Raw genomic sequence first — 23,676 nt, 5'->3', positions numbered from 1 at the left:
TAATTTGATAAAAGAAGAACTAATATTTTTAAATAAAAAATTTGAAACGAAAGGTCAAGTATTCGAGTTTTTAGCTGAAACTTGTGAAGAGTTTAATATAAGTGATTCTAAAAAAGCAGTATTTGATGAATTAAATAATAGAGAAAATCAAGGAACAACAGGGATGATGGATGGTTTTGCTATTCCACATGCTAAATCTGAAAACATAAATAATGTGAGTGTAATAGTAATTAAAAATGACCATGGGATTAGTTGGGAATCAATGGATGGTGAAGATATAGACTTTATTATAGGTATGTTTATTCCTGAAAATGAAAAAGGTTCAGGTCATTTAAATTTATTATCACAAATTGCTAAGATGTTAATGAAATCAGATGCAAAAGAAAAATTAAAAAAATCTGATTCTGTCGATAAAATAAAAGAAGTACTTTTAAATAATATTAATTAAAACTTTTTAAGTTGTTAAGGAGAGAAGTATGTTAAATATTAGCGAAGAAAAATATGATAAATTAGTCGCATTGTCAAATGAAAATTCAGTGATTTCAGCACTTGCTATTGATCAACGAGGATCATTGAAGAAGATGCTAGGTAGCGAAGATGATTCAACAATTGAAGAGTTTAAAAAGATGATATCAAAAAATTTGACACCTTTTTCATCATCAATTCTATTAGATCCTGAATATGGATTGCCTGCAACAGAGGTACGTGATAAGAATGCAGGTTTAATTCTCGCTTATGAAGAAACAGGATATGATGCCTCATCTGAAGAGAGATATCCGGACTTATTAGACAATTGGTCAGCATTAAGAATAAAAGAAGCTGGCGCAGATGCTGTAAAAATTTTATTATATTATGATATTGATGCTAGTAAAGAAATAAATGATATTAAACATGCCTTTGTTGAACGTGTAGGATCAGAATGCGATGCAGAAAACATTCCATACTTTTTAGAGATATTAACATATGATACAAAAATCCAAGATGTAAAAAGTAGGGAATATGCAGAAGTAAAACCTCATAAGGTAAATAGTGCCATGGAATTATTCTCGGATCCTCGTTATAAAGTAGATGTTTTAAAAGTTGAAGTACCGGTTAACATGAATTATGTTGAAGGGTATGGTAATGATGATGAAATCTTATATTCTAAAGAAGAAGCAAAGCGTTTATTTAAAGAACAATCTGAAAAAACACATCTACCATTTATTTTCTTAAGTGCCGGTGTTTCTGCGCAGTTATTCCAAGAAACGATAAAATTAGCAGGTGAATCAGAGTCTACCTTTAATGGAGTACTGTGTGGCCGTGCAACTTGGAAAGAATCCACTGATATTTTTGCGGCAGAAACAGATTCAGAATATACAGAGACCAATACTTGGTTACAAACGACAGGAAAAAATAATATTGAAGAATTAAATCAAGTGTTGAATCAACATGCAGTTTCATGGAAAGATAAAGTATTAGTGAAATAATCGAATGATTGTATATATTACATACACAATACAAGAGATTTACATGAAGTAAAAACCGCACTATTCAAATAACATCACCATATTCAGCTATGAGCTTCGTTGCTCATGGCTTTTTTACGCCTCATAGAAATCACAAACAACCTATCTCTCGCTAGCATTTTTAATGTGATATAATTTATTTATATTGAGTCAAGGAGTTGATATACGGTGCTAGCGTTAGTTTTATTTGAGCGAGCTGCAATTGTTATTTTGTTAGCTTATATTCTTATGAACAATGATTATTTAAAACACATGTTATTAAATCGAAGCCAAACGAAATCGGTGATCGGTCTTAGTTTAATTTTTTCAGCATTTGCTATTCTGTCTAATATTACTGGGGTGTTGATTTCTTTTGACCAGCTATCTTTCTATCCCTTATTCGGTCAATTAACGGATGAGGTTGTGATTGCGAACACGCGGGTGTTGAGTATTGGTGTGAGTGGAATTGTTGGCGGGCCTTTAGTAGGAACGATGGTCGGGGTCTTGTCGGGGATCTTCCGATATTTTCAAGGTGGGACGGACCCGCATATTTACCTAATATCTTCTATATTAATCGGAAGCATTGGTGGAGCCTTTGGTCATGCCTCGATTAAAAAGCAAACCTACTTAACTCCGTTTCAGGGTGCAGGTGTGGCGGTACTTTTGGAGCTGGTTCAAATGGCATGTATTTACTTTCTAAGTTCGAACCGCGCGATGGGAGCAAATTTAGTGCAAGTGATTATGTTTCCAATGATGCTCGTTAATAGTGTTGGGATGAGTATTTTCCTATCAATTATATTGAATACGATTCGCCACGAAGAAGGGTTGAGAGCCATTCAAACGCAAGATGTCTTGCAATTGACGAAGGAGACTCTACCTTTATTTGGGAGTGGTTTGAATCCTGAGAATGCGCAGAAAGCAGCTGAGTTGATTCATAAGACGATGAAGGTGTCAGCGGTGAGTATTACGAACCGGAAAGATATTCTTGCTTTTACTGGGGCAGGAAGTGACCATCACCGAGTTGGCTCAGACTTGGTGACGGATTTATCGCGACAAGCGATTACGGAGGGTGAGATGTTGGTGGCGCATACGCGAGCGGAGATTGGTTGCCACTGTGAGACTTGTCCTTTGGAAGGGGCGATAGTGCTGCCTTTAAATGACGGAAATGATATTGTTGGCACTTTAAAATACTACTTTACAGATGACGACCAATTAACTGAGGTTGAACAGAAGTGGGCTGAAGGACTATCAGAAATCTTTTCAACCCAAATTCAATTAGGAAAAGTTGACTCGCAAAAACATTTGCTGAAACAAGCGGAGCTACGCACTTTACAAGGGCAAGTGAATCCACATTTCTTCTTTAATACGATTAATACGATTAGTGCGGTGATGCGCTTTGATCCTGATAAGGCGAGGCGATTATTAATTAAATTAAGTCAGTATTTTCGTGCGAATTTAACTGGAAACCGCCAAACTTTAGTACAAGTGACGAATGAACTGGAACAAGTCAGAGCGTATTTAGAAATTGAAGAAGCACGCTTTCCAGATAAGTTTGAAATCAGTTTTGATATATCCGAAACGTTGCATCACGTATTAATTCCATCTTTTCTAATGCAAGTGTTAGTTGAGAATGCGATTCATCATGCCTTTAAAGAGCGGGAAACGGACAACAAGATCCATATCGCATTAAAGCCCCAAGGTGAAAACCTAATATTCTCCGTTGAAGACAATGGGTATGGAATTCCAGAATCTATCATTGAAAAGTTAGGGAAAGAGGTTGTGGAATCGGCAGAGGGGACTGGCACGGCGTTGGAGAATTTAAATAGACGTTTAGTAGGTATCTATGGTACGAAAAGTGAGCTCCAGATTGAATCGTCGTCTGACGGAACCAAAGTGAGTGCTTTAATACCATATCTTTCAGAGAAGGAGAAGATGAATCATGAAAATTCTTTTAGTTGACGATGAGCAATTGGCTCGTCAAGAATTGAGTTATTTACTGACAGAAATAAAGTCGGGGAATGACTATTTTGAAGCGAGTCACATTAAGGATGCCCAACAAATGCTCTTAAAAGAAGCCATTGATGTGATTTTTCTAGACATGCATTTGCAAAATGAATCTGGCATGGAGTTAATGGAAACTGTGACTCAGATGAAGGAACCGCCATTTGTCGTCTTTGCGACGGCTCATGATGACTTTGCGGTGAGGGCATTCGAGCTGGATGCGACGGATTATATCTTAAAGCCATTTGATTTGGAACGACTACAAAAAGTCATGGGGAAAATAGAAGCCCGAATGAGTCACCGGTCTGTTCAGAATGTACCGGATAAAAAATCTGACGCATTTTCGCGTGATAAACGCTATTTACCGATTGAAGATGAGGATCGAATTGTCATGGTAGCAATGAATGATGTTTATGTGGTGACGACCGATGAAGGCGAAGTCATTATCCAAACGCATGATAAAGAGTATCGGATGCGCGAGTCACTCAAAGCAATGAAGGAAAAGTTACCTGAGGAAAACTTCATGCAAGTTCATCGAGCCTATATTATTAACTTGAATGAAGTTGAAGAAATCCAGCCTTGGTTCAACCGAAATTATCAAGTCACGATGAATAATGGGTCAAAAGTCATTGTGAGCCGGTCATATATGCAAGCGTTCAAAGCTGTTTTTGGTTTGTCCTAAAGAGGGGCTGTATTTGCTCACAATCCGAAATTAAGAATTCATAATACTATGGCGTAACGGCTGAGAATGATATACTAGTCGGTGTTAAAGTATTTTATTACAAATTAATCGGAGGTAGTTATGGGTAAAAGAATTGTTGTAGCCTTAGGTGGGAATGCAATCCTTACGGATGATCCATCAGCAAAAGGACAAATCGAAGCTTTACGTTATACAAGTAAGCGACTTATCGAACTTATCAAGGAAGGTCATCAATTAATTATCAGTCATGGAAATGGCCCACAAGTAGGGAACTTAGCATTACAACAGGCAGCCGCTGATTCAAAAGAGAATCCAGCCCTACCTTTAGATACCCTTGTGGCGATGACTCAAGGAAGCATCGGGTATTGGCTCCAAAAAGCTTTGAATGAAGCCTTAGCTGAAACAGGCATTAATAAACACGTGGCTTCAGTTGTCACTCAAGTTGTCGTTGACGAAAGCGACCCAGCCTTCGCTAACCCAACTAAACCGGTCGGCCCTTTCTATTCCAAAGAAGACGCAAATAAATTAACTGCGGAGACTGGAGACATTTATGTAGAGGATGCGGGACGTGGCTACCGAAAAGTCGTCCCATCTCCAAAACCTATAACAATTGTTGAATACCCAGCCATCGAGAAACTCATTGAAAATGACTTCATCACGATCACAGCTGGAGGCGGCGGGATCCCAGTCAAAGAGGTCGAGCATGGGTACAGAGGATTGGAAGCAGTCATTGATAAGGATTTTGCTTCAGCTAAACTGGCTGAGTTAGTCGGAGCAGACTACTTATTCATCCTTACAGGGGTAGATAATGTCTACGTTAATTACAACAAAGCTAACCAAGAAAAATTAGAAGAAGTGACTGCTGACCAGCTAAAAGAGTGGATCAATCAAGACCAATTCGCCTCAGGTAGTATGTTACCAAAAGTGGAAGCAGCCATTTCATTAGTAGAAAATCGTCCTGAAAGTACCGTAGTCATCACGTCGCTAGAAAACATCGAAGCGATTTTCGGAGACGGTTCTGTAACGGTAATAACAGCAAGCTAACTAAAATAAAGGTCGAGTCACGAGAATTCAAGAGGCAAAATCATCGTGGGTCGGTCTTTTTCAACCTTTTATAGATATTTGAGATTTGTTGGAGAGACATTGTAAACGCTTCACCTACCGAGATGTGCATTTCATTTAAAATATTGTGCATTTGGTCACAAAACAGCCCTATCCTTTCTTATTTAATGTATATTTTAGTTAACAAAGAAAGAAGGAGTGGAAAAGATGATTTCCTTATTAGGTGGTATTGCTTTACTAGTGATTGGGTATTTTACTTACGGAAAATTTATTGAAAAGAACTTTCAAATTGCTCCAGATCGTAAAACACCTGCGGAAGTATTAAAAGATGGCATGGATTTCGTGCCAATGTCTCGTTCGAAAAATGCGATTATTCAATTATTAAATATTGCGGGGACAGGGCCAATTTTTGGTCCAATTATGGGAGCGCTCTACGGGCCAATCGCTTATGTATGGATTGTTGTCGGCTGTATCTTCGGGGGAGCCGTTCACGATTACATGATCGGTATGATTTCTTTACGTAATGATGGTGCTCACTTACCAGAGTTAGCCAGTCGTTACTTAGGTAAAAACTTCAAACATATCGTAAACCTATTCTCAATTGTATTACTCCTATTAGTAGGAACGGTATTCGTAATAACGCCAGCTAACTTAATTAGTAGTTTAACACCTGATTTCTTAACGATTGGTATTATTACGTTACTTATCTTTGTTTACTATGTCATTTCAACGTTATTGCCAATTGATAAAGCAATGGGGAAAGTATATCCATACTTTGGAGCCATCTTAATTATCTCGACAATTGCGATTGGTTTAACATTAATCTTTGGAAACTACCAAATGCCAGAGTTAACTTTATCAACAATTCGTTTAGAAGACTATAACGGTGTACCAATGTTCCCAGCGATTTTCTTTACAATTTCATGTGGAGCATTATCAGGTTTCCATGCAACTCAATCACCAATGGTTTCTCGTACAACAACATCAGAATCACAAGGTCGGTACATTTTCTATGGAATGATGATTGCAGAAGGTGTTATCGCAATGATTTGGGCAGCGGCTTCAATGAGTTTATTCGATGCAGGAACGTTAAGTGCCTTAATAAATTCAGGAACACCATCGGCAGTTGTGAACGAAGTATCAGTGATGTTATTAGGTAATGTCTTTGGGACCTTAGCCATCTTTGGTGTGATTGTTCTTCCAATTTCATCGGGTCTATCAGCTTTCCGAAGCTTACGCGGAATTATTTCGGACTACATCAATGTGAAACAAGATACAACTAAGAAAGTCTTAATGTTAACTATTCCAATTTTCGTCGTATCATTCATGCTTACTTTAGTAGACTTCAATTTACTATGGCGCTACTTTAACTGGGCAAACCAAGTGACAGCCGTAATTGCATTATTTATTGCGACACGTTACTTAAGATTGAAAAATCGAAACTATATTGTTGCTCTAGTGCCAGGTGCCTTCATGTTATATGCCGTGCTAGTGTATATCTTAAGTGAGCCAATCGGCTTTAACCTAGGCTTAACACCAGTGACATATCTTGTCGGTTTAGTCGTATCCGTGATTATCCTTTGGTACTTAAGGAAAGCAGGAACTAAACAGATCAGTACTCTGGACGAAAACTCAGAAATCGTCAACGACCACTTGCCAATTGGAACCTTCTCATCGGGGAAAGTGTAGATAGTATATATTACAAACTCAAGTAACCTACTAACATTTTTAAAATGTTGGTAGGTTTTTTTATCCCAGTTATATTCATCCCGCAACAATTCCCATCTTCTGGAACTGTGACCTGACAATGGAACCCGGTCCAAACTAATTGAAAGCGGTTGCCTAAACTGGGAACTTCACTTAATATAAATATACATTATAAAAAAAGGAGTGAGTAAGTATGATGCAAAAGATACAGCGTTTTGGAGGAGCGATGTTCGTTCCGGTTTTATTATTTTCATTCGCAGGTATTATTCTTTCTTTAGCCATTCTCTTTCAGAATGAGATGATCAGCCGAGCAGCGAATGAGAGTGATGTGTTAATAATTGCGATTACGAGTAGTCAAGCACGCTTACTTACCCGCATTGCCAAGTATACGATTTACTTTCAAACAATTACTATTCCTTATAAAAATGATGAGATGGTATCTTTTCTACCCGTCAGTTGAGTTACGAATATGTTATTTTTAAAGTATTTTAATTATGTTCGAAAATTAGAATCCGAAGAAAGTTAGGAGAACCTTATGATTATGTCGAAAAAATTAATGAATCGTATGATTTATGGTGTGATAATATTATTTTGCCTTACCCCTTTCTTATTCCTCTTCTACATTAATATAACCGCATCAATGCAGTCGGTCACGATGGTTGATTTACTTCAAACAACTCCGGTACTGACGTTACAAATGCTAGCCATCTTTTTATTACCGCTAGCAGGTTATTTAATTAAGTTGAAATGGGATAAAGTGCAAGACGAGGAAAGTCAGCATATTTTCTACGCTAGCATTGCTCTATTAATGATTGCCTTATTTATGTTAAATAATGTCGTACACGGATTTTTATTACTGATTTTATTATTTTTCGTCACAAAATATTTTGCGATTTCAATTAAAAAAGCTTTCGCGACCTTTAAACAACCAAAGTTCGCCTTGGCGACTTATAGTGGTGAAATCTTTATGTTAGTAGTATCAATTATGATTCAATTGATGATGAACCGGGTCATGTAAGAAATTAGAAGCATTTAATCCTGAGTAGGCTCTGAGATTAGATGCTTTTTGCGTACTGTAGTATACTTAATCTATAGAGATAACAAGGAGTGGTGGTGTGGAAACATTTGAAGAATACTTGAATGCCATGGGAGACCCTGAGCATAAAGAGAAGCTGACTGAAATTCTAGTCTGGGTTAAAGAGCATTATCCAAATTTAAATACGCGAATTGCGTGGAATCAACCAATGTTTACAAATGAAGGTACATATATAATAGGTTTTAGCCATTCCAAGGGGCATATTTCCCTAGCGCCTGAAGTGAAGCCAATCAAAGAGTTCAAAGAAGAGATTGAAGCCCTTGGCCTCAGCCATACGAATAATATTATTCACATCAAGTGGACTGATCCAACCCCCTTTTCATTAATTGACACCTTGATAAAATACAACCTCGAAGACAAAGCCGGTTACACAAAATTTTGGCGTTAATCGAGGATTAGCGTCTTTTTTATATTGACTAATAGGGGAGTCAGTTTTAGAATGATTTAGAAAAGTGTTATCAAGAAGATAGGCCCGATGAAGTGAGTGTGTTAGTTTTTGATATTGGTGGAGCTGTCGCAATGAATAGGCAACTGTAAGAGGGCGAAACTTATTTGCGAGTGAATTTGGCTATATGTTAATGGATTCGGAAACAACATTAAGTAAGGCCGCATCAACGTATTCCCAAATGAAGCAACATAATAAAGCCAACCAAGCTGAGGCACAGATTAAAGACGGTCTTGAACTATTTGAAATCGCTGAAGCGGGTAATTGAAATGCATTAGAAATTATCGATGGCTTTATGAGCTTTCTTGCGTGGGATTTATAATTTATCTGTGATTATCAATCCGAATTAATTGCGCTCGGAGGCGGCATTTCTGTGCGGGAAAATATTGTCGAAGGAATCACTTTACGGGTTAAAGTGTATTTAGACCGAAACGGCGCATCTGAAATTGAGCCAATGTCCAAGAATGTCACTTTTATAATGATGCGAGTTTAACGAGAGCCGCAGTGAATTACAATCGTTACTTTATCTAAAGGGAGAGCAGAATGGAAAGACATAAGATAAATTATAAGATGGCAATTTGGATATTGTTGCTTCGCTTCATAGCCGGCTATCTGAATGTGATGGTGCTCTTATTATTTGCTCAATCAGTTGCTGGACATACTGGTAATTTGACTAAAGTTGCTATCCTGTTTACGCATGGAGATTATGATGTGATGTTAAATATGGCCTCCATGTCGATCAGTTTTTTAGTAGGGGCAACTGTTGGAGGGTATTTTTATCCAACTGACCGGTTTCAACCACGATTAAATTACGGAAATTATTTAATTATTATGGGTGTCATTTTATTACTGTTCAACTGGTTTGGTTATCAATCAGTCTATTTCCTTATTTATATTGCCTTTAGTTTCGGCCTACAAAATGGAATGTTCGTCTTCTATAAAGGTTTGGTCATTCGAACAACAATATTAACTGGAACAGTGACCGATATTGGTGTGGAGCTGGGACGCAATCTCCGAGGTGGAACCGAAGACCGCTGGAAACTGCGCTTTCACATTGTGAATCTGTTGTGCTTCTTAATCGGCGCTGTATCAGCGACAGCCATTCATCTATACACAAATTGGAATGTGCTATTGATCGCAGCCGTGATTGATATTGCGATTGGCTTATATTATTTCACCTTAAAAGAAGATATGATTAAAGAGAGTTTAGAAAAGGAATAGTGAGGAAGACCTGCGAATGCAGGTCTTTTTTATTTGGGTTTAGGGTTGTGGGCGTCGTGAGTTGGGGCGACGTACCACAAACCAGTTTCCGGAGTGTCGTGAGTTGGCGCGACGTACCGTAAATCCTTTTCCGTAGCGTCGTGAGTTAGCACCACGCTACGCAAGCTCATTTCCGGACCGTCGTGGGAGTTCACGATGCACCGCACCATGTCGTCATATTCTATTTTCCGAGGCTCTGGGCGTATATTTTTCCGTAATACTTGGTATAATAGGTATAGAATGCAAGTTAGAGAGGTTTTTATATGGTAAGAATAGGGGTAGTTGGCAGTATTTCCACGGATTTTGTCGTAGAGGCGAGTCGCCGGCCTGAGCAAGGTGAGACGGTTTTTGGTGATTCATTTGAAACAAGTTTTGGCGGCAAAGGTGCGAACCAAGCAGTGGCGTCCGCGCGTTTAAGTGCCGATGTATCAATGATTGGTGCAGTTGGCGATGACGAGTTCGCGGATCGTTTAGTGACAAATTTACAAAATGAAAACATAAATACAGACGCAGTTCAAAATGTGAGCGGTGTGCCTTCCGGATCGGCGATCATCACTTTAGTTGAGCGAGACAACTCAATTATTTACGTTGCTGGGGCAAACAATGAGGTCAAGCCAGAAAATATTTCAAAAGAGCTCATGAAAAGTTTTGATATTGTGCTTGTTCAAAATGAAACACCAGTTGAAACCATCGAGCAATTAATTGATATGTGTAATGAAGTTGATACGCCAATTATACTCAACCCTGCACCCGCACGTGAAATGAGCGAAGCTTACATTGCTAAAGTAGACTATCTGACTCCGAACGAATCCGAGTTCAAGGTGCTATTTCCCGAGGAGACTATGGAAAATATTTTACAAAAATATCCTAATAAAATTATCGTCACTTTAGGAGCTGAAGGAGCGGTCTTCTTCGACGGAAAATCACATCAGTGGATTCCGGCGGTTGATGTGCCGGACGTGGTCGACACAACTGGTGCGGGTGACACATTCAATGGGGCGCTAGCGTTTGGATTAGCTTCAGGCTTGGCTTTAGAAGAGAGTGTGCAGTTTGCGAATTTAGCTGGCTCGCTTTCAATCACTAAAAAAGGCGCCCAAGCAGGGATGCCGACCTTAGAAATAATGCGAGAACATAAAGAATTTAACACAAAATGGAAATTTGGAGGAGAAAAATAATGACAATTAAAAAAATAAGTGACTCACGTGTGGTGCAGACGCACTTGATTATGCCTAGCGACGGGAACCGTCACAACACACTTTACGGCGGAAATTTAATGCGCATGATTGATAACGTATCAGCGATTAGTTTCACAAGACATACGCGTTCCCTTGGTGTAACTGCATCGATGGATGTTTTGAATTTTATTAAACCATTACCCGTATCGAATTCGGTGTGCATCGAAACGATCGTCTCGGGTGTTGGCAAACGCTCAGCAGAAATTTTCGCGAAAGTCATCGGAGAGGATCTAGCAACCGGGGAACGCTATTTAGCTGCTACAGCCTTTTTAACATTTGTGGTCGTGGACGAAAATGCGCCAGACATCCCGCAACTTGAAGCGGAGACTGAAGAAGAGCGCTACATAATGAAAGGTTACGCTGAGCGTCGTAAGAAACGTTCAGAAGATCGCCTAGCAGATCGTGAATTTCAAGAAAATATTTCAATTGAATTCCCTTTGGGATAAGAAAATAGAGTCAAAGCACAACTGCTTTGGCTTTTTTATTTGATTGCGGGGCGTCGTGATCCGGCACGACACTCCGTAAATTGACTTGCGTAGCGTCGTTTTGACTCACGACACTCCGCATCCGCGAATACGGTTCATCGTACTCACCCACGACGCTCCGGAAACTGATTTGCGGTACGTCGTACCAGCTCACGACGCACCTTAACCAGCTCAATCCAAATTTATTTCAAAAATCTGCAAATAAAATAATGGAAATGACCATTTTTTACGTATGTATATATAGTAGAAAAATATACTGGAGGTAAACACATGGACAAACCGTTTGAATTGCAATTTTATGAATGCTTAAATGAAAGATGCGAACTACCGACTTCTGTCAAAAACAGACTAGCCAGACAACAAGTCGGTTATGAAGGGCACTTAGATTTTATTAAAATACTGAGGGAAAATCTCCCCGAACATTTTGTATTACTCAATGACATTTTCTATAAATTGCCTTATAAATTTACTCAAATTGATTCGGTTTTAATTACTGAACACGCGATTTACCGATTTGAAGTGAAAAATTTATTGAGCGAATATACTTATAAAGAAGGCTTTTGGTACCGAAAAGGTGAGCGACTGTCACGCAATTTCTTTACCCAAGTCAAACGAGCGGGAGAAATATTTGAGGAAATTATTCAAAATGATGGACTGTATTTGCCGATGGAATCGCAACTGGTGTTTATCAATGAGGACGATACGGTTAAAATTTTCGACCAGGAAAATGTCAGCCCATATTTAATGCGGTGGGAACTGCGATCATATTTGAAAAAAGTGGTTGAAGATAGCCGAGGAGGCTCGATGAATCCGAAAGAAGTTGCAAAGTACTTAATGAGCAAAGCAACTGAAGGGCATTTAGTCAGCGATGTGATGGACAAGAAATTGCGCGCTTTAGCGCGGAGAGGTATCCTGTGTGAAAATTGTGATAGCTGGCGAGTAGATGTGATATCGCGACGCTATCATATATTGTGTAAAAATTGCGGACGCCAAGAACCAAAACAAAGAGCGGTTCTGCGCACGATTTGTGATTATGGCGTTTTGTATCACGAATGGCCACTGACGAAAAGTTCGGTGACTGAATTTATTGGCGAACCAAGTCTGGAGTATATTATTAAGCGGACTTTACGAAACTATTTTGAATTACACTCAAAAGGGAAGGCATCAACTTATGTCAACCCGGCAAAACGAATGAAGTTTGCCTTTAAAGATGAGGAATTTAGATATTATTCAAAATAGGGCGTCGTGAAGTCGCGCGACGCACCGTAAATTGACTTGCGTAGCGTCGCACCGCCTCGCGACACTACGCAATCGCGAATACGGTTCATCGTGCTGACCCGCGACGCTCCGGAAACTGATTTGCGGTCCGTCGTGCCATCTCACGACGCCCCGCAAGCTCATATCCACTCCATATTTCACCCCGTATTATGGAACGAGCGACTGAATTATGATAATATGAATGCACGTAAATTGATTAAAGGAGGTTATTATGAAATTCATTACATTTGATTCATCAACAAAGGCGCTGTCCGTGGCTTTAGCCGAGGGCGAGTTGCCAACGGATTTTACTATAAAAGCCTCAACCACAACCTTGGGCAAGCGTCAGCACGGCCAGACACTCGCACCTGCGGTTGAAAATATTTTAAAGCAAGTCGATTGGAAAATGAGTGATATTGACGCAATTATTGTCGGAAACGGGCCGGGCTCATACACGGGACTGCGCATCGGTGTGACCTTCGCAAAAGTATGGGCGAACGCGACGAAATTGCCTCTATATAGCGTTTCCTCGCTGGCTTTAATGGCTGGATCGGCTTCAAAACAGACCGATTTTGTCCTACCAATTATGGATGCCCGGCGCCAGACGGCTTATACCGCTTTGTATCAATATGATAACCAAGCTGTTTTACAAGCCGTTGAGTACGATCAACATATAAAATTCGAAGAATTTTTAGCGAAAATTAAAAAACACATAAACCCAAACAGTGAGCTAACATTAATCGGGACCGACATTGATGAATTTGTGGAAATGGCAACCCGTCAGTTGCCGACGACTAAACTCATAGTTATCGACGACTGGAACGCTTATCCACATACAGTGCACGCTTTTGGAAAAGTCCCTTGGACGCAAATTGAGGAGCCAACCTTATTAGCACCTAATTATGCACACGCGACTTTGGCGGAACAAGAGTGGGCGGAGAAATCGGACAGCGATACTCTCAATCCAGACGAACTTATTGATTTTAAATGATTAAATTTTTTGATAGAAAGTTGCAGGTAAGTGTGATGCAAGAATTTATTAGACGCATTCAAAATGCGAGGCAAGTGAATCATATTATCATGGACCGAATTAGGCCAATTATTGATGAAGAGCCTCTATGGAGCCGTTCGGACCAGTCTTTTAGCATACGACTTGCGAAAGCTGAGGACGTACCGCTTTTTATAGAATTGGAAAATGATGCCTACAAAGGCTTCCACGCCTGGACTCAACAAGATTTTGAACACGATTGGTTAAGAAATCCGTATTGCGTCTATATTTTAGTGGAAGATACGACCAATAAAGAGGTCGTAGCCATGATTTCAGGGCGGTTTCTTGCAAAGGGTGCGCACATCAGTCATTTATTAGTCCGGGAAAAATATCAAAACCAAAGACTCGGCTCAAAATTACTCGACTTGTGGATTCGCTTAGCTGAAATCGAAGAAGTGCCAATAATTACGCTCGAAGTGCGCGAATCTAACACGATTGCGCAAAGTTTATATTACGGACAAGATTTTAAGAAGCATGGCATCAAGGAAAATTATTATTCAGACAACAAAGAAACAGCCTTTTTATTAAAACGGGAGATGCCTAATGCTTAAACAAATTGAGCGCAATTTTATTATGGAAAGTTTACATGACTTTGGATGGACCCCAGAACAGTTCGAAAGTGAGTTAACAAACCGCTTCATGCGCTACTGGTTTTTGTGCGACGGGAACACGATTCAAGGTTACGTTGCTGGGCAAGTGTTGTTCGGCGAACTCGAAGTCCTGCGCGTGTACATGCATCCGCGATTTCGCGGGCGCCGTTTAGGAAATAGTTTATTGAAAAAGGCTTTAAAAGATGTAGACAGTGCCTTTCTAGAGGTGCGAAGCCAACACCAAGTGGCGATAAAATTGTATCAAAGTGTGGGGTTTGAGTTGGTGTCAGTGAGAGAGAATTATTATTCAAATCCGCAGGACGATGCGGTGAATATGCTTTGGCGAAAGGAGGAGATCGAGTGAGTGAATCATTAATATTAGCTATTGAAACAAGTTGTGACGAGACAAGTGTGGCGGTCATTAGAGACGGGCGAGAAATCTTATCAAATATCGTTGCATCACAAATAAAAAGTCACATGCGATTCGGTGGTGTTGTGCCCGAAGTGGCGAGCCGTCACCATGTGGAGCAAATTACCCAAGTGATTGATATGGCTTTGGAAGAAAGTGGGTATGGCGTCGCAGACATGGACGCAATCGCGGTTACACAAGGACCCGGACTCGTGGGCGCTTTATTAGTTGGGGTGACAGCTGGAAAATCGCTAGCGATGGTGTATAACAAACCCTTGCTCGCAGTCAACCATTTAGCGGGTCATATTTATGCCAGTCAATTGGTTAAACCGCTGAAGTTTCCATTAATGGCGCTGATTGTCAGTGGTGGACATACTGAACTCGTTTATATGAAAGAAGAATTTTCATTTGAAATTATTGGTGAAACGCAAGATGACGCCGTTGGTGAAGCTTATGATAAAGTGGGACGGATTCTAGACTTGCCTTACCCCGCTGGAAAATATTTAGACGAGTTAGCCGGCAAAGGAAATTCTGAAGCATACGCAATTCCGCGTGCGATGATACACGAGGACAATTTTGACTTCAGCTTTTCCGGCATGAAAAGTGCCGTAATGAATATCGTGCATAACGCGAAACAGCGTGGCGATGAGATTGTGCCTGAAGACTTAGCTGCAAGCTTCCAAGCTGCAGCCGTAGAAGTGTTGGTAGAAAAAGCAAGCAAAGCTTTACGCGAACATCCAGAAGTTTGCCAATTTATCTTAGCTGGGGGAGTGGCAGCCAACTCCGGACTGCGCGGGGAGTTGTCAACGCGCCTAGCGACTGAATTTCCAGAAGTAGAATTAATTATCCCACCCTTAAAATTGTGCGGAGATAATGCAGCGATGATCGGAGCCAGCGCACATCATATGTATGCAGACAAAGACTTCAGTGAATTAGATATCAATGCTATCCCTGGTTTGATGTTAGGTGAGTAGGGAAAATAAGAATAGGACAGGCCTCTGAGGAAATAAACCTCAGTGGCCTTTTTTTGTAGCATGCGGGGCGTCGAGAGGCGTCGCGACGTACCGCAAATTCGAATACGTAGCGTCGCGCTTGCTCACGACACTCCACAAGCCAATTTCCGTAGTGTCGTGCTGACTCACGACACTCCGTATCCATGTTTGCAGTTCATCGCGCCGATCCGCGACGCCCAAACCCACTAGCCAAGCGCATGTTCCAATAGAATTTTTATCCAGAATGTATTAAAATAAAGTAACTAAATTCAAGAGGGGGCTAATATGTACGAACAATGGATAGCGATGGAGCAATTTTATTATGGATATTTTGCTTGGGGTTTATTAGTCGTAATTATTCTATCTATTTTACTAGTTTCCTGTCTGTATTATGTTAATTTATTAATCCCAAAAATAATACTCATTCTAACCCTTATCGCTTTCACAATATTTGGGGTAGGAGTTGTTCGGGGATATTCTCAATACGGTGATTTAATTGAGCAAGCGAGTAAAGAGACTGCCGCAATTCGCAACTTCAAACGAACATTTTTCATGATTGATATGCCGTACCAAGCTATGGAAATGAAGGCTTACCGGGATGGGTATTTTGATGAAGGCTTTGAAGCGGTTGGTTTTTACGAGAAAAAGTTTGTCAGCGAGCCGGTTGAATATTTAGGAGCGACGCAACAAGGCGGGTACGTCTTTCGAATTGGCGGGAGCGATTATGTTGTGAGCCAGGCCTGGGTGCGATTCTCCGATGAAGTTAACCAGGCTGTGCGAATCGGGACACAATATCAAGTCGCAGATCCGCGCTTCATTGAGCTCGGATTTGTGGAAAAATCGCGAGTCCTGCTTGATGAGTATATTGTCCCAAGCCAAGCGGAAAATCATATGGCCGATAAGGCAGGCGCAACCGCTGCTCAACTTCAAGCGCGGGGGATTGTGAAAGGCTGGGTTGTCCCGTAATTTTATAAAATGAAACCAAAAAACCTCTGGGAAAATATAACCTTAGAAGTATTTTCGGGATTTGCGGAGTGCCGTGCATGCCCGCGACGTACCGCAAATCCAAATGCGGAGTGTCGTGCACGCCCGCGACGTACCGCAAATCCAAATGCGTAACGTCGTGCACGCTCACGACACTCCGCAAGCCAATTTCCGTAGCGTCGTGCTCACTCACGACGCCCCGCAACCAATAACTCACAACAAAAAACACCAAACTTCTCACAAAGTTTGGTGTTTTTCCCATACTATATCTAAATCTCAATTTCCGGATGCTCTTCCATGAAAGCCTCAAGTTCAATACTTGCCTCTTCCCAAGTTTCCAGCGCATTGGTTTGACGCTCGTTGGCTTGAATCAATTTTTTATTCAAATCAGCTAACTCAGGTTGGTCATTGGCTTCATTCGCCCTGATCATATCCGCTTCAAGCTTTGTGATCAAGGCATCCATGGCTTCACTTTCTGCCATTGCCTCATCGACTTTAGTTTGAAGTTTCCGCAAGTCCTTTTTCAAAGCTTTTGTTTCTTCATAAGTGAACTGGTTTTGAGACATTTCTTTATTAGGAGTGGCCTCGTCCTGACTATCCTGCTCACGTAAAGCTTCGATTTCCTCTAACTCACGTTTTTTCTCAATATAGTAATCATAATCACCTAAATAGAGCGACGCGCCATCAGGTGATATTTCCAAAATGTTGGTCGCAATGCGGTTAATAAAATAGCGGTCGTGCGACACGAACAGTAGTGTGCCGTCGTAATCAATTAGCGCTTCTTCCAGAACTTCCTTACTATCAATGTCTAAGTGGTTGGTCGGCTCATCTAATAACAAAGTATTGTCATGATCGGTCGCCAGCAGTGCCAAGCTCAGGCGGGCCTTCTCACCACCACTCAGCATCGACACTTTCTTCTCAACCGTCTCGCCACTAAACAAGAAACTCCCTAAAATCGAACGCACTTTCCATTCATCGGTTGTATCGTGCGCTTTCCACAGCGTCTCCAACACAGTTTGATTTCCATCTAACTGATTCACATTTTGGTCATAGTAACCAATGTCGACATTACTTCCGAGAATAACTTCCCCAGAAAGCGCAGGGATTTGTTGTAAAATGGTCTTCAAGAAAGTCGTCTTTCCGACCCCATTCGGCCCTACAATCGCAATCGCATCTTGGCGACGCAAGTCCATATTTATAGTTTTAGCAATCGGCTCTTCATAACCAATCGTCAAGTCGCGCGTTTCAATCACACGGTTTCCGCTGTCGCGACTCGCACTGAACTCAATTCGCGGTGCTTTTGTATCTTGCTTCGGTTTTTCGATACGATCCATTTTTTCTAATTTTTTCCGGCGACTCTGCGCACGTTTCGTCGTAGACGCTCGGACAATATTTTTTGCAACAAAGTCTTCCAATTTCTCAATCTCAATTTGTTGCTTCTGGTATGCTTTCCACTCTTGTTCCATGCGCAGTGCTTTCTCTTTTAAATAAAAATCATAATTCCCTTTATACGTATGCAACGTATTGTTACGCAACTCGAGGACTTGATTGGCCACCCGATTTAAAAAGTAGCGGTCATGCGATACAATCAACAGCGCACCCCGGTAACCACGCAAGTAGCCCTCCAGCCAATTCAGTGTCTGCATATCCAAGTGGTTAGTCGGCTCATCCAAGATCAAAAGATCATAAGACATTAGCAAAATACGCGCCAAAGCGAGTCTAGTTTTTTGCCCACCCGATAGCGATTCAACAGGGCGGTCATAATCTTCCTCATAAAATTGAAAGCCATGTAAGACCGTCCGAATTTCCGACTCAACCCCATAGGCGTTCGATTCTGCCAACTGTTGTTGAATCTGATCATAGGCACTTAAGGCATTTTGATATTCCTTCGATTCCCAATCCTCACTCAACTCAGCCACTCGCTCAGCTGCCACCTCCGCCTTTTCGCGCAAGGCCAAGGTATCCGAGAAGACATGTAACATCTCCTCCCAAATCGAGCGGTCTGAATCAATCGATACATGCTGCTCTAAATAACCCACCCGCAAATCGCGTGAGCGTGTAATTTCCCCTGCAGAAATCGGTTCTGTTTTCATAATTTGACTTATTAAAGTTGATTTTCCCGCACCATTTCGCCCAACAAGAGCAATGCGGTCATTCGTTTGGATATTAAATGAAACTTTCTCATACAGCGTCACATCAGCAAAGCGACGCGCAACGTCATTAGCTTGTAGTAAAATCATTCGATGACTCCTTCTATTTGAACTCTTAATTATTATAGCCCACACACTCCTATTTCACAAAATATAAAATAATAAAATGGAAACTGCCCTAAATTACGTATCTATATATAGAAGGAATTTTAAGGAGTGATATAAAATGAAAAAATCAATCGAGTTAGCTTATTTTGAAATTATGTCTCAAAGATACGAATTAACCGGCGAGAACCAAAGACACTTAGAAAAGATGCAAAGCGGGTATCAAGGCGAAGTTCAATTTGAGAAAATAGTGAGCGAAGTCTTGCCGAACAAAATGCTACTACTGACCGATCTAGCCTTTGAAATGCGTTACGGCGAAACCCAAATTGACGCACTACTTATTTCAAATAACGCAATTCGCATGTTTGAAGTGAAAAATTTATTAAGCCAATATCAGTACCACGACGGCGTTTGGACCACTAATGGGTGGAAGTTATCCAGAGACTACTTTACCCAAATGAAACGAGCGGGAGAAATTCTTGAAGCACTTTTAGATGAAATGGGCATTCGGACTGAAGTCGAAACAAAATTAGTTTTCATTCAAGAAGAAGATACCGTCCAAATCTCAGATTCACGCGCCGAAGGCTTGTATTTAAAGCGGTGGCAAATCAAGAAGTATTTTAAAGAATTGGAAAAAGAAACCTACGGAGCAAAATGGCGCCCCGAAGAAGTGGCGGTAAAATTAATGAAGCGAGCGAGCCGCCGGAAATTCCCAAAAGTGCGCCCAGTAGATGTTGACAAAACGCAGATCTACCGAGGAATTGTGTGCTGCGGGTGCGGTGGTCACAAGATCGATGTTGGAACCGAAAGATATCACGTCGTCTGCCGGTCATGTGGCTACCGCGAGTCAAAAGAAAAAGCAGTGTTGCGAACCCTATGCGACTTAGCAATCCTAGACTATGACCAGCCGCTGACTCGAAGAACCCTAAACTATTACCAAGATACGAAAGGCATTCATAATACAATCCGACACGTCCTAAAGAAATATTTCAAAGTACATAGCCGCGGCCGGACCGCTGACTATATTAACCCAATGAAGCGGATGGAAGACGCATTTGATGATCTAAAATTCCGATTCCGGGATATTCCGTGATAAACGAGCACTCGAAAAAAATTCGAGTGCTCGATTCCGGCTAAACAAGCACTCGAAATGAATTCGAGTGCTCGATTCGGAATGAACGATCATTCGAAAAAAATTCGAGTGCTCGATTCGGACTAAACGATCATTCGAAAAAAATTCGAGTGCTCGTTTCCGACAAAAATCACCAATTTTCACAAACAATCATCACCATATTCGAATTTAATTACTATTTTACACAGTATTTCACATAAAAAGCTTTATTCTCACTATAAAATATATTAGAATATAAAAGTTAGGCTAAATAGGCTCAGAATTCACAATAAATGTAAACCCTCGAAGGTTACATTTGGACAAAGTTTGTGAAGGAGTGCTATAATGAGCATGACTTAAAAATTAGATATAGATAAACCTAGGAGGAGGCAATTTATGGCAAAAGAAATACCAAAAGCGACTGCCTTGAGATTACCCATCTATCATAGGTATTTACGATTCTTGCAACATGCAGGGAAAAAGCGCATTTCTTCAACGGAATTAAGTGAAGCTGTAAAAGTAGATAGTGCGACCATTCGTCGTGACTTTTCATATTTTGGGGCATTGGGGAAACGTGGTTACGGTTACGATGTGGATCACTTATTAGACTTTTTCTCGCGTATTTTGAATCAAGATCGCTTAACGTCGGTTGGGCTGGTTGGTGTAGGTAATTTGGGGAATGCACTGATTAACTATAATTTCCGGAAGAATAGCAATATTCGAATTGGAGCCGCGTTTGATGTAAATACTGACATAATTGGAACAATTCAACGTGGTGTCCCAGTTTATTCAATGGATGAATTGGAAGAGCAAATCGAACAACAACAAATTGAAATTATTATTTTATCAGTCCCACAAGACGTCGCAGGGGATATTGTGAACCGAATTATCGAGGCGGGAGTGAAAGGAATCATGAACTTCACGCCACTTAGATTTGATGTACCGCGCAGCGTTCGTGTTCAAAATGTGGACCTGACGAATGAACTACAGACACTCATTTACTTCATTGATAGTAATAAGGATGATGCAGAGGATTTCTCTGATTTTGAAAAAAAATAATTGTAAAGCACGCCAAAAGGTGTGCCTTTTTTTTCGAAAAAGATAATTCTATGACTTGATTTTTTGACCAATTTAGACTATTATAAGATTAAACCATTAGCACTCAAATAAAACGAGTGCTAAATATAAAAATAAAATCATTTGGAGGGTATAATATGATTAAACCTTTAGGAAAACGTGTTGTTATCAAAGTGGCAGAAACAGAAGAAACGACAGCAAGTGGTTTCGTATTACCAAGTTCAGCCAAAGAAAAAGAACAATACGGTGAAATTGTGGCAATTGGACCAGAGATCGAAGAAAAAGATGGCGTTAAAGTTGGCGACACAGTGTTCTTCAAGAATTATTCTGGAACAGAAGTTGAACATGGCGATGAGTCATTGATGATTATTGAACACAAAGATTTATTAGCAGTCTTAGCATAATATCGAATTTAAAGGAGAGAATATTATATGGCAAAAGATTTAAGATTTTCAGAAGATGCACGTGCAGCTCTACTACGTGGAGTTGATATCTTAGCAGATACAGTTAAAGTAACATTAGGGCCAAAAGGGCGTAATGTAGTATTAGATCAACAATTTGGATCACCAACAATTACAAATGATGGTGTAACAATCGCTCGCGAGATCGAATTGGAAGATCGCTTCGAGAATATGGGTGCACAGTTAGTCATGGAAGTCGCTTCAAAAACGAACGACATCGCCGGTGACGGGACAACGACCGCAACATTATTAACTCAAGCAATCGCTCGTGAAGGTATGAAAAATGTGACTTCAGGTGCAAACCCAGTTGGCATCCGTCGCGGAATCGAAATGGCAACACGTGCAGCGGTTGAAGCTTTACAATCATTATCTCAACCCGTTTCTTCAAAAGAATCGATTGCACAAGTCGCATCAGTTTCTTCAGGAGATGAAAAAGTAGGGGAATTAATCGCTGACGCAATGGAAAAAGTTGGCCAAGATGGTGTCATCACAATTGAAGATTCACAATCGATTGATACAGAATTATCAGTGGTTGAAGGAATGCAATTTGACCGTGGTTACTTATCTCAGTACATGGTAACTGACAATGAAAAAATGGTTGCAGACTTAGAGAACCCATATGTATTAATTACTGACCGTAAAATTACAAACATCCAAGATGTACTACCTTTATTAGAAAGTGTTATGCAAACAAGCCGTCCATTATTAATTATCGCAGAAGATATTGAAGGCGAAGCATTACCAACACTAGTATTAAATAAATTACGCGGAACATTAAATGTGGTTGCCGTTAAAGCACCAGGATTTGGTGACCGTCGTAAAGCAATGTTAGAAGACTTAGCGATTCTGACTGGTGCAACAGTAATTTCAGAAGAATTAGGCTTTGAGTTAAAAGATGCAACACCAGACCACTTAGGTACAGCTGGTAAAGTTTCAGTAACAAAAGACAGCACAACCATCGTTGAAGGTGCTGGATCTAAAGAACAAATCGAAAACCGCGTTGGCTTAATCCGCGGACAAATCGAAGAAACAACAAGTGAATTCGACCGTGAAAAATTACAAGAACGCCTAGCTAAATTAGGTGGCGGAGTAGCAGTCATCAAAGTCGGTGCTGCAACTGAAACAGAACAAAAAGAAATCAAACTACGTATCGAAGATGCATTAAACGCAACACGTGCCGCAGTTGCTGAAGGTATCGTAGCAGGTGGGGGAACTGCACTTGTGAACGTTCAAGACGCAGTGAACGCACTTGAAGCAGAAGGCGACGAAGCAACAGGAATCTCAATCGTTGCTCGCGCACTTGAAGAACCAATTCGCCAAATCGCTGAAAATGCCGGCGCAGAAGGTTCAGTCGTTGTGTCACAAATCCGTACGTCAGACAAAGGTATCGGCTACAACGCAGCCACAGGTCAATTCGAAAACATGATCGACGCTGGTATCGTAGACCCAACTAAAGTAACACGTACAGCCCTACAAAATGCAGCCTCAGTTGCCGCATTACTATTAACAACCGAAGCAGTTGTTGCAGACATCCCATCAGAAACACCAGACATGGGAATGGGCGGAGGCGGCATGGGTGGCGGAATGCCAGGCATGATGTAAGCTGAAGCTTAAGAAGTAAGATAATTTAATATAAAATGGCCTCCCGGCTTACTTTATCTCAGTGATGAAGTAGGTTGGGAGGTTTTTTGAGTTTTCAGTGAGCTTTCTTGAAAATGCGGGGCGTCGTGATCCGACTCGACGTACCGCAAATGAAAATACGGAGTGTCGTGTCACCACACGACGCCCCGCAACTAAATTTCCATAGCGTCGTGATCCGACTCGACGTACCGCAAATGAAAATACGGAGTGTCGTGCCACCACACGACGCCCCGCAACTAAATTTCCGTAGCGTCGTGATCCGACTCGACTGTCAAGTCCATAATCTTGTGTAAAAGTCTCAATGTAGTTATATCATCTGGTCATCATGCACATTACACTTGTAAGAATGTCCGAGCGTTATTTTCCCAATTTTCGT

General features: G+C 40.7%; 24 protein-coding genes. 23 read left to right on the top strand and 1 reads right to left on the bottom strand.

The annotated features are described in order from the left end of the window. Window positions 1-4 precede the first annotated feature (4 nt). From ACEN31_RS06205 to ACEN31_RS06115, 19 genes are all read left to right on the top strand, one after another. Window positions 5-448 carry a PTS sugar transporter subunit IIA gene (locus ACEN31_RS06205; RefSeq protein ID WP_407095079.1) on the top strand — a complete coding sequence of 148 codons (444 nt, stop codon included), beginning with the start codon at window positions 5-7 and terminating at the stop codon, window positions 446-448. Between the two features lie 28 nt (window positions 449-476). After that, window positions 477-1,466 (top strand): tagatose-bisphosphate aldolase, encoded by a 990-nt coding sequence (gene lacD / locus ACEN31_RS06200; RefSeq protein ID WP_407089688.1) that lies wholly within the window; start codon window positions 477-479, stop codon window positions 1,464-1,466. Between the two features lie 267 nt (window positions 1,467-1,733). Next, entirely contained in the window at window positions 1,734-3,443 is a 1,710-nt protein-coding gene (locus tag ACEN31_RS06195; RefSeq protein WP_407108952.1) for a LytS/YhcK type 5TM receptor domain-containing protein, read from the top strand. Next, entirely contained in the window at window positions 3,424-4,167 is a 744-nt protein-coding gene (locus ACEN31_RS06190; protein ID WP_138405038.1) for a LytTR family transcriptional regulator DNA-binding domain-containing protein, read from the top strand. Before ACEN31_RS06195 ends, ACEN31_RS06190 begins: the two co-directional genes overlap by 20 nt. A 120-nt stretch (window positions 4,168-4,287) precedes the next feature. Next, window positions 4,288-5,229 (top strand): carbamate kinase, encoded by a 942-nt coding sequence (gene arcC / locus ACEN31_RS06185; RefSeq protein ID WP_138405037.1) that lies wholly within the window; start codon window positions 4,288-4,290, stop codon window positions 5,227-5,229. A 225-nt stretch (window positions 5,230-5,454) separates the two neighbouring features. Continuing rightward, window positions 5,455-6,936 carry a carbon starvation protein A gene (locus tag ACEN31_RS06180; protein WP_407108951.1) on the top strand — a complete coding sequence of 494 codons (1,482 nt, stop codon included), beginning with the start codon at window positions 5,455-5,457 and terminating at the stop codon, window positions 6,934-6,936. Between the two features lie 211 nt (window positions 6,937-7,147). Beyond that, the gene (locus ACEN31_RS06175; protein WP_407089725.1) at window positions 7,148-7,414 is read left to right on the top strand and encodes a hypothetical protein; all 267 of its coding nucleotides are present in this window, start codon (window positions 7,148-7,150) and stop codon (window positions 7,412-7,414) included. An 81-nt stretch (window positions 7,415-7,495) separates the two neighbouring features. After that, window positions 7,496-7,972 (top strand): hypothetical protein, encoded by a 477-nt coding sequence (locus tag ACEN31_RS06170; RefSeq protein WP_407089685.1) that lies wholly within the window; start codon window positions 7,496-7,498, stop codon window positions 7,970-7,972. 97 nt (window positions 7,973-8,069) lie between these two features. Continuing rightward, window positions 8,070-8,438: an iron chaperone gene (locus tag ACEN31_RS06165; RefSeq protein WP_407089684.1), complete on the top strand. Its 369-nt coding sequence runs from the start codon at window positions 8,070-8,072 to the stop codon at window positions 8,436-8,438. Window positions 8,439-8,628: 190 nt separating this feature from the next. After that, window positions 8,629-8,763, top strand: coding sequence for a hypothetical protein (locus ACEN31_RS06160; RefSeq protein ID WP_407094246.1), 135 nt, complete (start codon window positions 8,629-8,631; stop codon window positions 8,761-8,763). A gap of 275 nt (window positions 8,764-9,038) precedes the next feature. Continuing rightward, window positions 9,039-9,716 carry a YoaK family protein gene (locus ACEN31_RS06155; RefSeq protein ID WP_407108950.1) on the top strand — a complete coding sequence of 226 codons (678 nt, stop codon included), beginning with the start codon at window positions 9,039-9,041 and terminating at the stop codon, window positions 9,714-9,716. 302 nt (window positions 9,717-10,018) lie between these two features. Beyond that, the gene (rbsK, locus tag ACEN31_RS06150; protein ID WP_407108949.1) at window positions 10,019-10,930 is read left to right on the top strand and encodes a ribokinase; all 912 of its coding nucleotides are present in this window, start codon (window positions 10,019-10,021) and stop codon (window positions 10,928-10,930) included. 29 nt (window positions 10,931-10,959) lie between these two features. Continuing rightward, on the top strand, window positions 10,960-11,436 hold the full coding sequence (locus ACEN31_RS06145) for an acyl-CoA thioesterase (protein WP_407108948.1): 477 nt from the start codon (window positions 10,960-10,962) through the stop codon (window positions 11,434-11,436). Between the two features lie 309 nt (window positions 11,437-11,745). Beyond that, complete coding sequence (locus ACEN31_RS06140) at window positions 11,746-12,714, top strand: nuclease-related domain-containing protein (RefSeq protein WP_407108947.1); 969 nt, start codon at window positions 11,746-11,748, stop codon at window positions 12,712-12,714. A 250-nt stretch (window positions 12,715-12,964) separates the two neighbouring features. Continuing rightward, window positions 12,965-13,723 carry a tRNA (adenosine(37)-N6)-threonylcarbamoyltransferase complex dimerization subunit type 1 TsaB gene (tsaB, locus tag ACEN31_RS06135; protein ID WP_407090708.1) on the top strand — a complete coding sequence of 253 codons (759 nt, stop codon included), beginning with the start codon at window positions 12,965-12,967 and terminating at the stop codon, window positions 13,721-13,723. Window positions 13,724-13,758: 35 nt separating this feature from the next. Further along, a complete protein-coding gene (rimI, locus tag ACEN31_RS06130; protein WP_407090707.1) occupies window positions 13,759-14,331 on the top strand; it encodes a ribosomal protein S18-alanine N-acetyltransferase in 573 nt (190 codons plus the stop codon). Beyond that, entirely contained in the window at window positions 14,324-14,734 is a 411-nt protein-coding gene (rimI, locus tag ACEN31_RS06125; RefSeq protein ID WP_407094175.1) for a ribosomal protein S18-alanine N-acetyltransferase, read from the top strand. The genes rimI (ACEN31_RS06130) and rimI (ACEN31_RS06125) overlap by 8 nt, the downstream gene beginning before the upstream one ends. After that, the gene (tsaD, locus tag ACEN31_RS06120; protein WP_407108946.1) at window positions 14,731-15,753 is read left to right on the top strand and encodes a tRNA (adenosine(37)-N6)-threonylcarbamoyltransferase complex transferase subunit TsaD; all 1,023 of its coding nucleotides are present in this window, start codon (window positions 14,731-14,733) and stop codon (window positions 15,751-15,753) included. The genes rimI (ACEN31_RS06125) and tsaD overlap by 4 nt, the downstream gene beginning before the upstream one ends. A 303-nt stretch (window positions 15,754-16,056) precedes the next feature. Then, window positions 16,057-16,737 carry a hypothetical protein gene (locus ACEN31_RS06115; protein WP_407094178.1) on the top strand — a complete coding sequence of 227 codons (681 nt, stop codon included), beginning with the start codon at window positions 16,057-16,059 and terminating at the stop codon, window positions 16,735-16,737. Between the two features lie 287 nt (window positions 16,738-17,024). Here the strand turns inward: ACEN31_RS06115 and ACEN31_RS06110 are convergent, their stop codons facing one another. Then, entirely contained in the window at window positions 17,025-18,995 is a 1,971-nt protein-coding gene (locus ACEN31_RS06110) for an ATP-binding cassette domain-containing protein (protein ID WP_407108945.1), read from the bottom strand. A gap of 136 nt (window positions 18,996-19,131) precedes the next feature. Between ACEN31_RS06110 and ACEN31_RS06105 the strand changes: the two genes are divergently transcribed. The 4 genes from ACEN31_RS06105 (at window position 19,132) to groL (ending at window position 23,261) form a co-directional block, all read left to right on the top strand. Further along, on the top strand, window positions 19,132-20,103 hold the full coding sequence (locus ACEN31_RS06105; protein WP_407108944.1) for a nuclease-related domain-containing protein: 972 nt from the start codon (window positions 19,132-19,134) through the stop codon (window positions 20,101-20,103). Window positions 20,104-20,517: 414 nt separating this feature from the next. Then, window positions 20,518-21,180 (top strand): redox-sensing transcriptional repressor Rex, encoded by a 663-nt coding sequence (locus ACEN31_RS06100; RefSeq protein ID WP_407108943.1) that lies wholly within the window; start codon window positions 20,518-20,520, stop codon window positions 21,178-21,180. Window positions 21,181-21,335: 155 nt separating this feature from the next. Then, a complete protein-coding gene (locus tag ACEN31_RS06095) occupies window positions 21,336-21,602 on the top strand; it encodes a co-chaperone GroES (protein ID WP_407094180.1) in 267 nt (88 codons plus the stop codon). Between the two features lie 27 nt (window positions 21,603-21,629). Beyond that, window positions 21,630-23,261 carry a chaperonin GroEL gene (gene groL, locus ACEN31_RS06090; RefSeq protein ID WP_407090701.1) on the top strand — a complete coding sequence of 544 codons (1,632 nt, stop codon included), beginning with the start codon at window positions 21,630-21,632 and terminating at the stop codon, window positions 23,259-23,261. The last annotated feature ends 415 nt before the right edge of the window (window positions 23,262-23,676 follow it).

It is taken from the genome of Ruoffia sp. FAM 26255 (assembly GCF_045528525.1).
GTDB lineage: Bacteria > Bacillota > Bacilli > Lactobacillales > Aerococcaceae > Ruoffia > Ruoffia tabacinasalis.
Note: the sequence above shows the minus strand (reverse complement) of the source record. Positions and strands in the feature narration are given on the sequence as shown.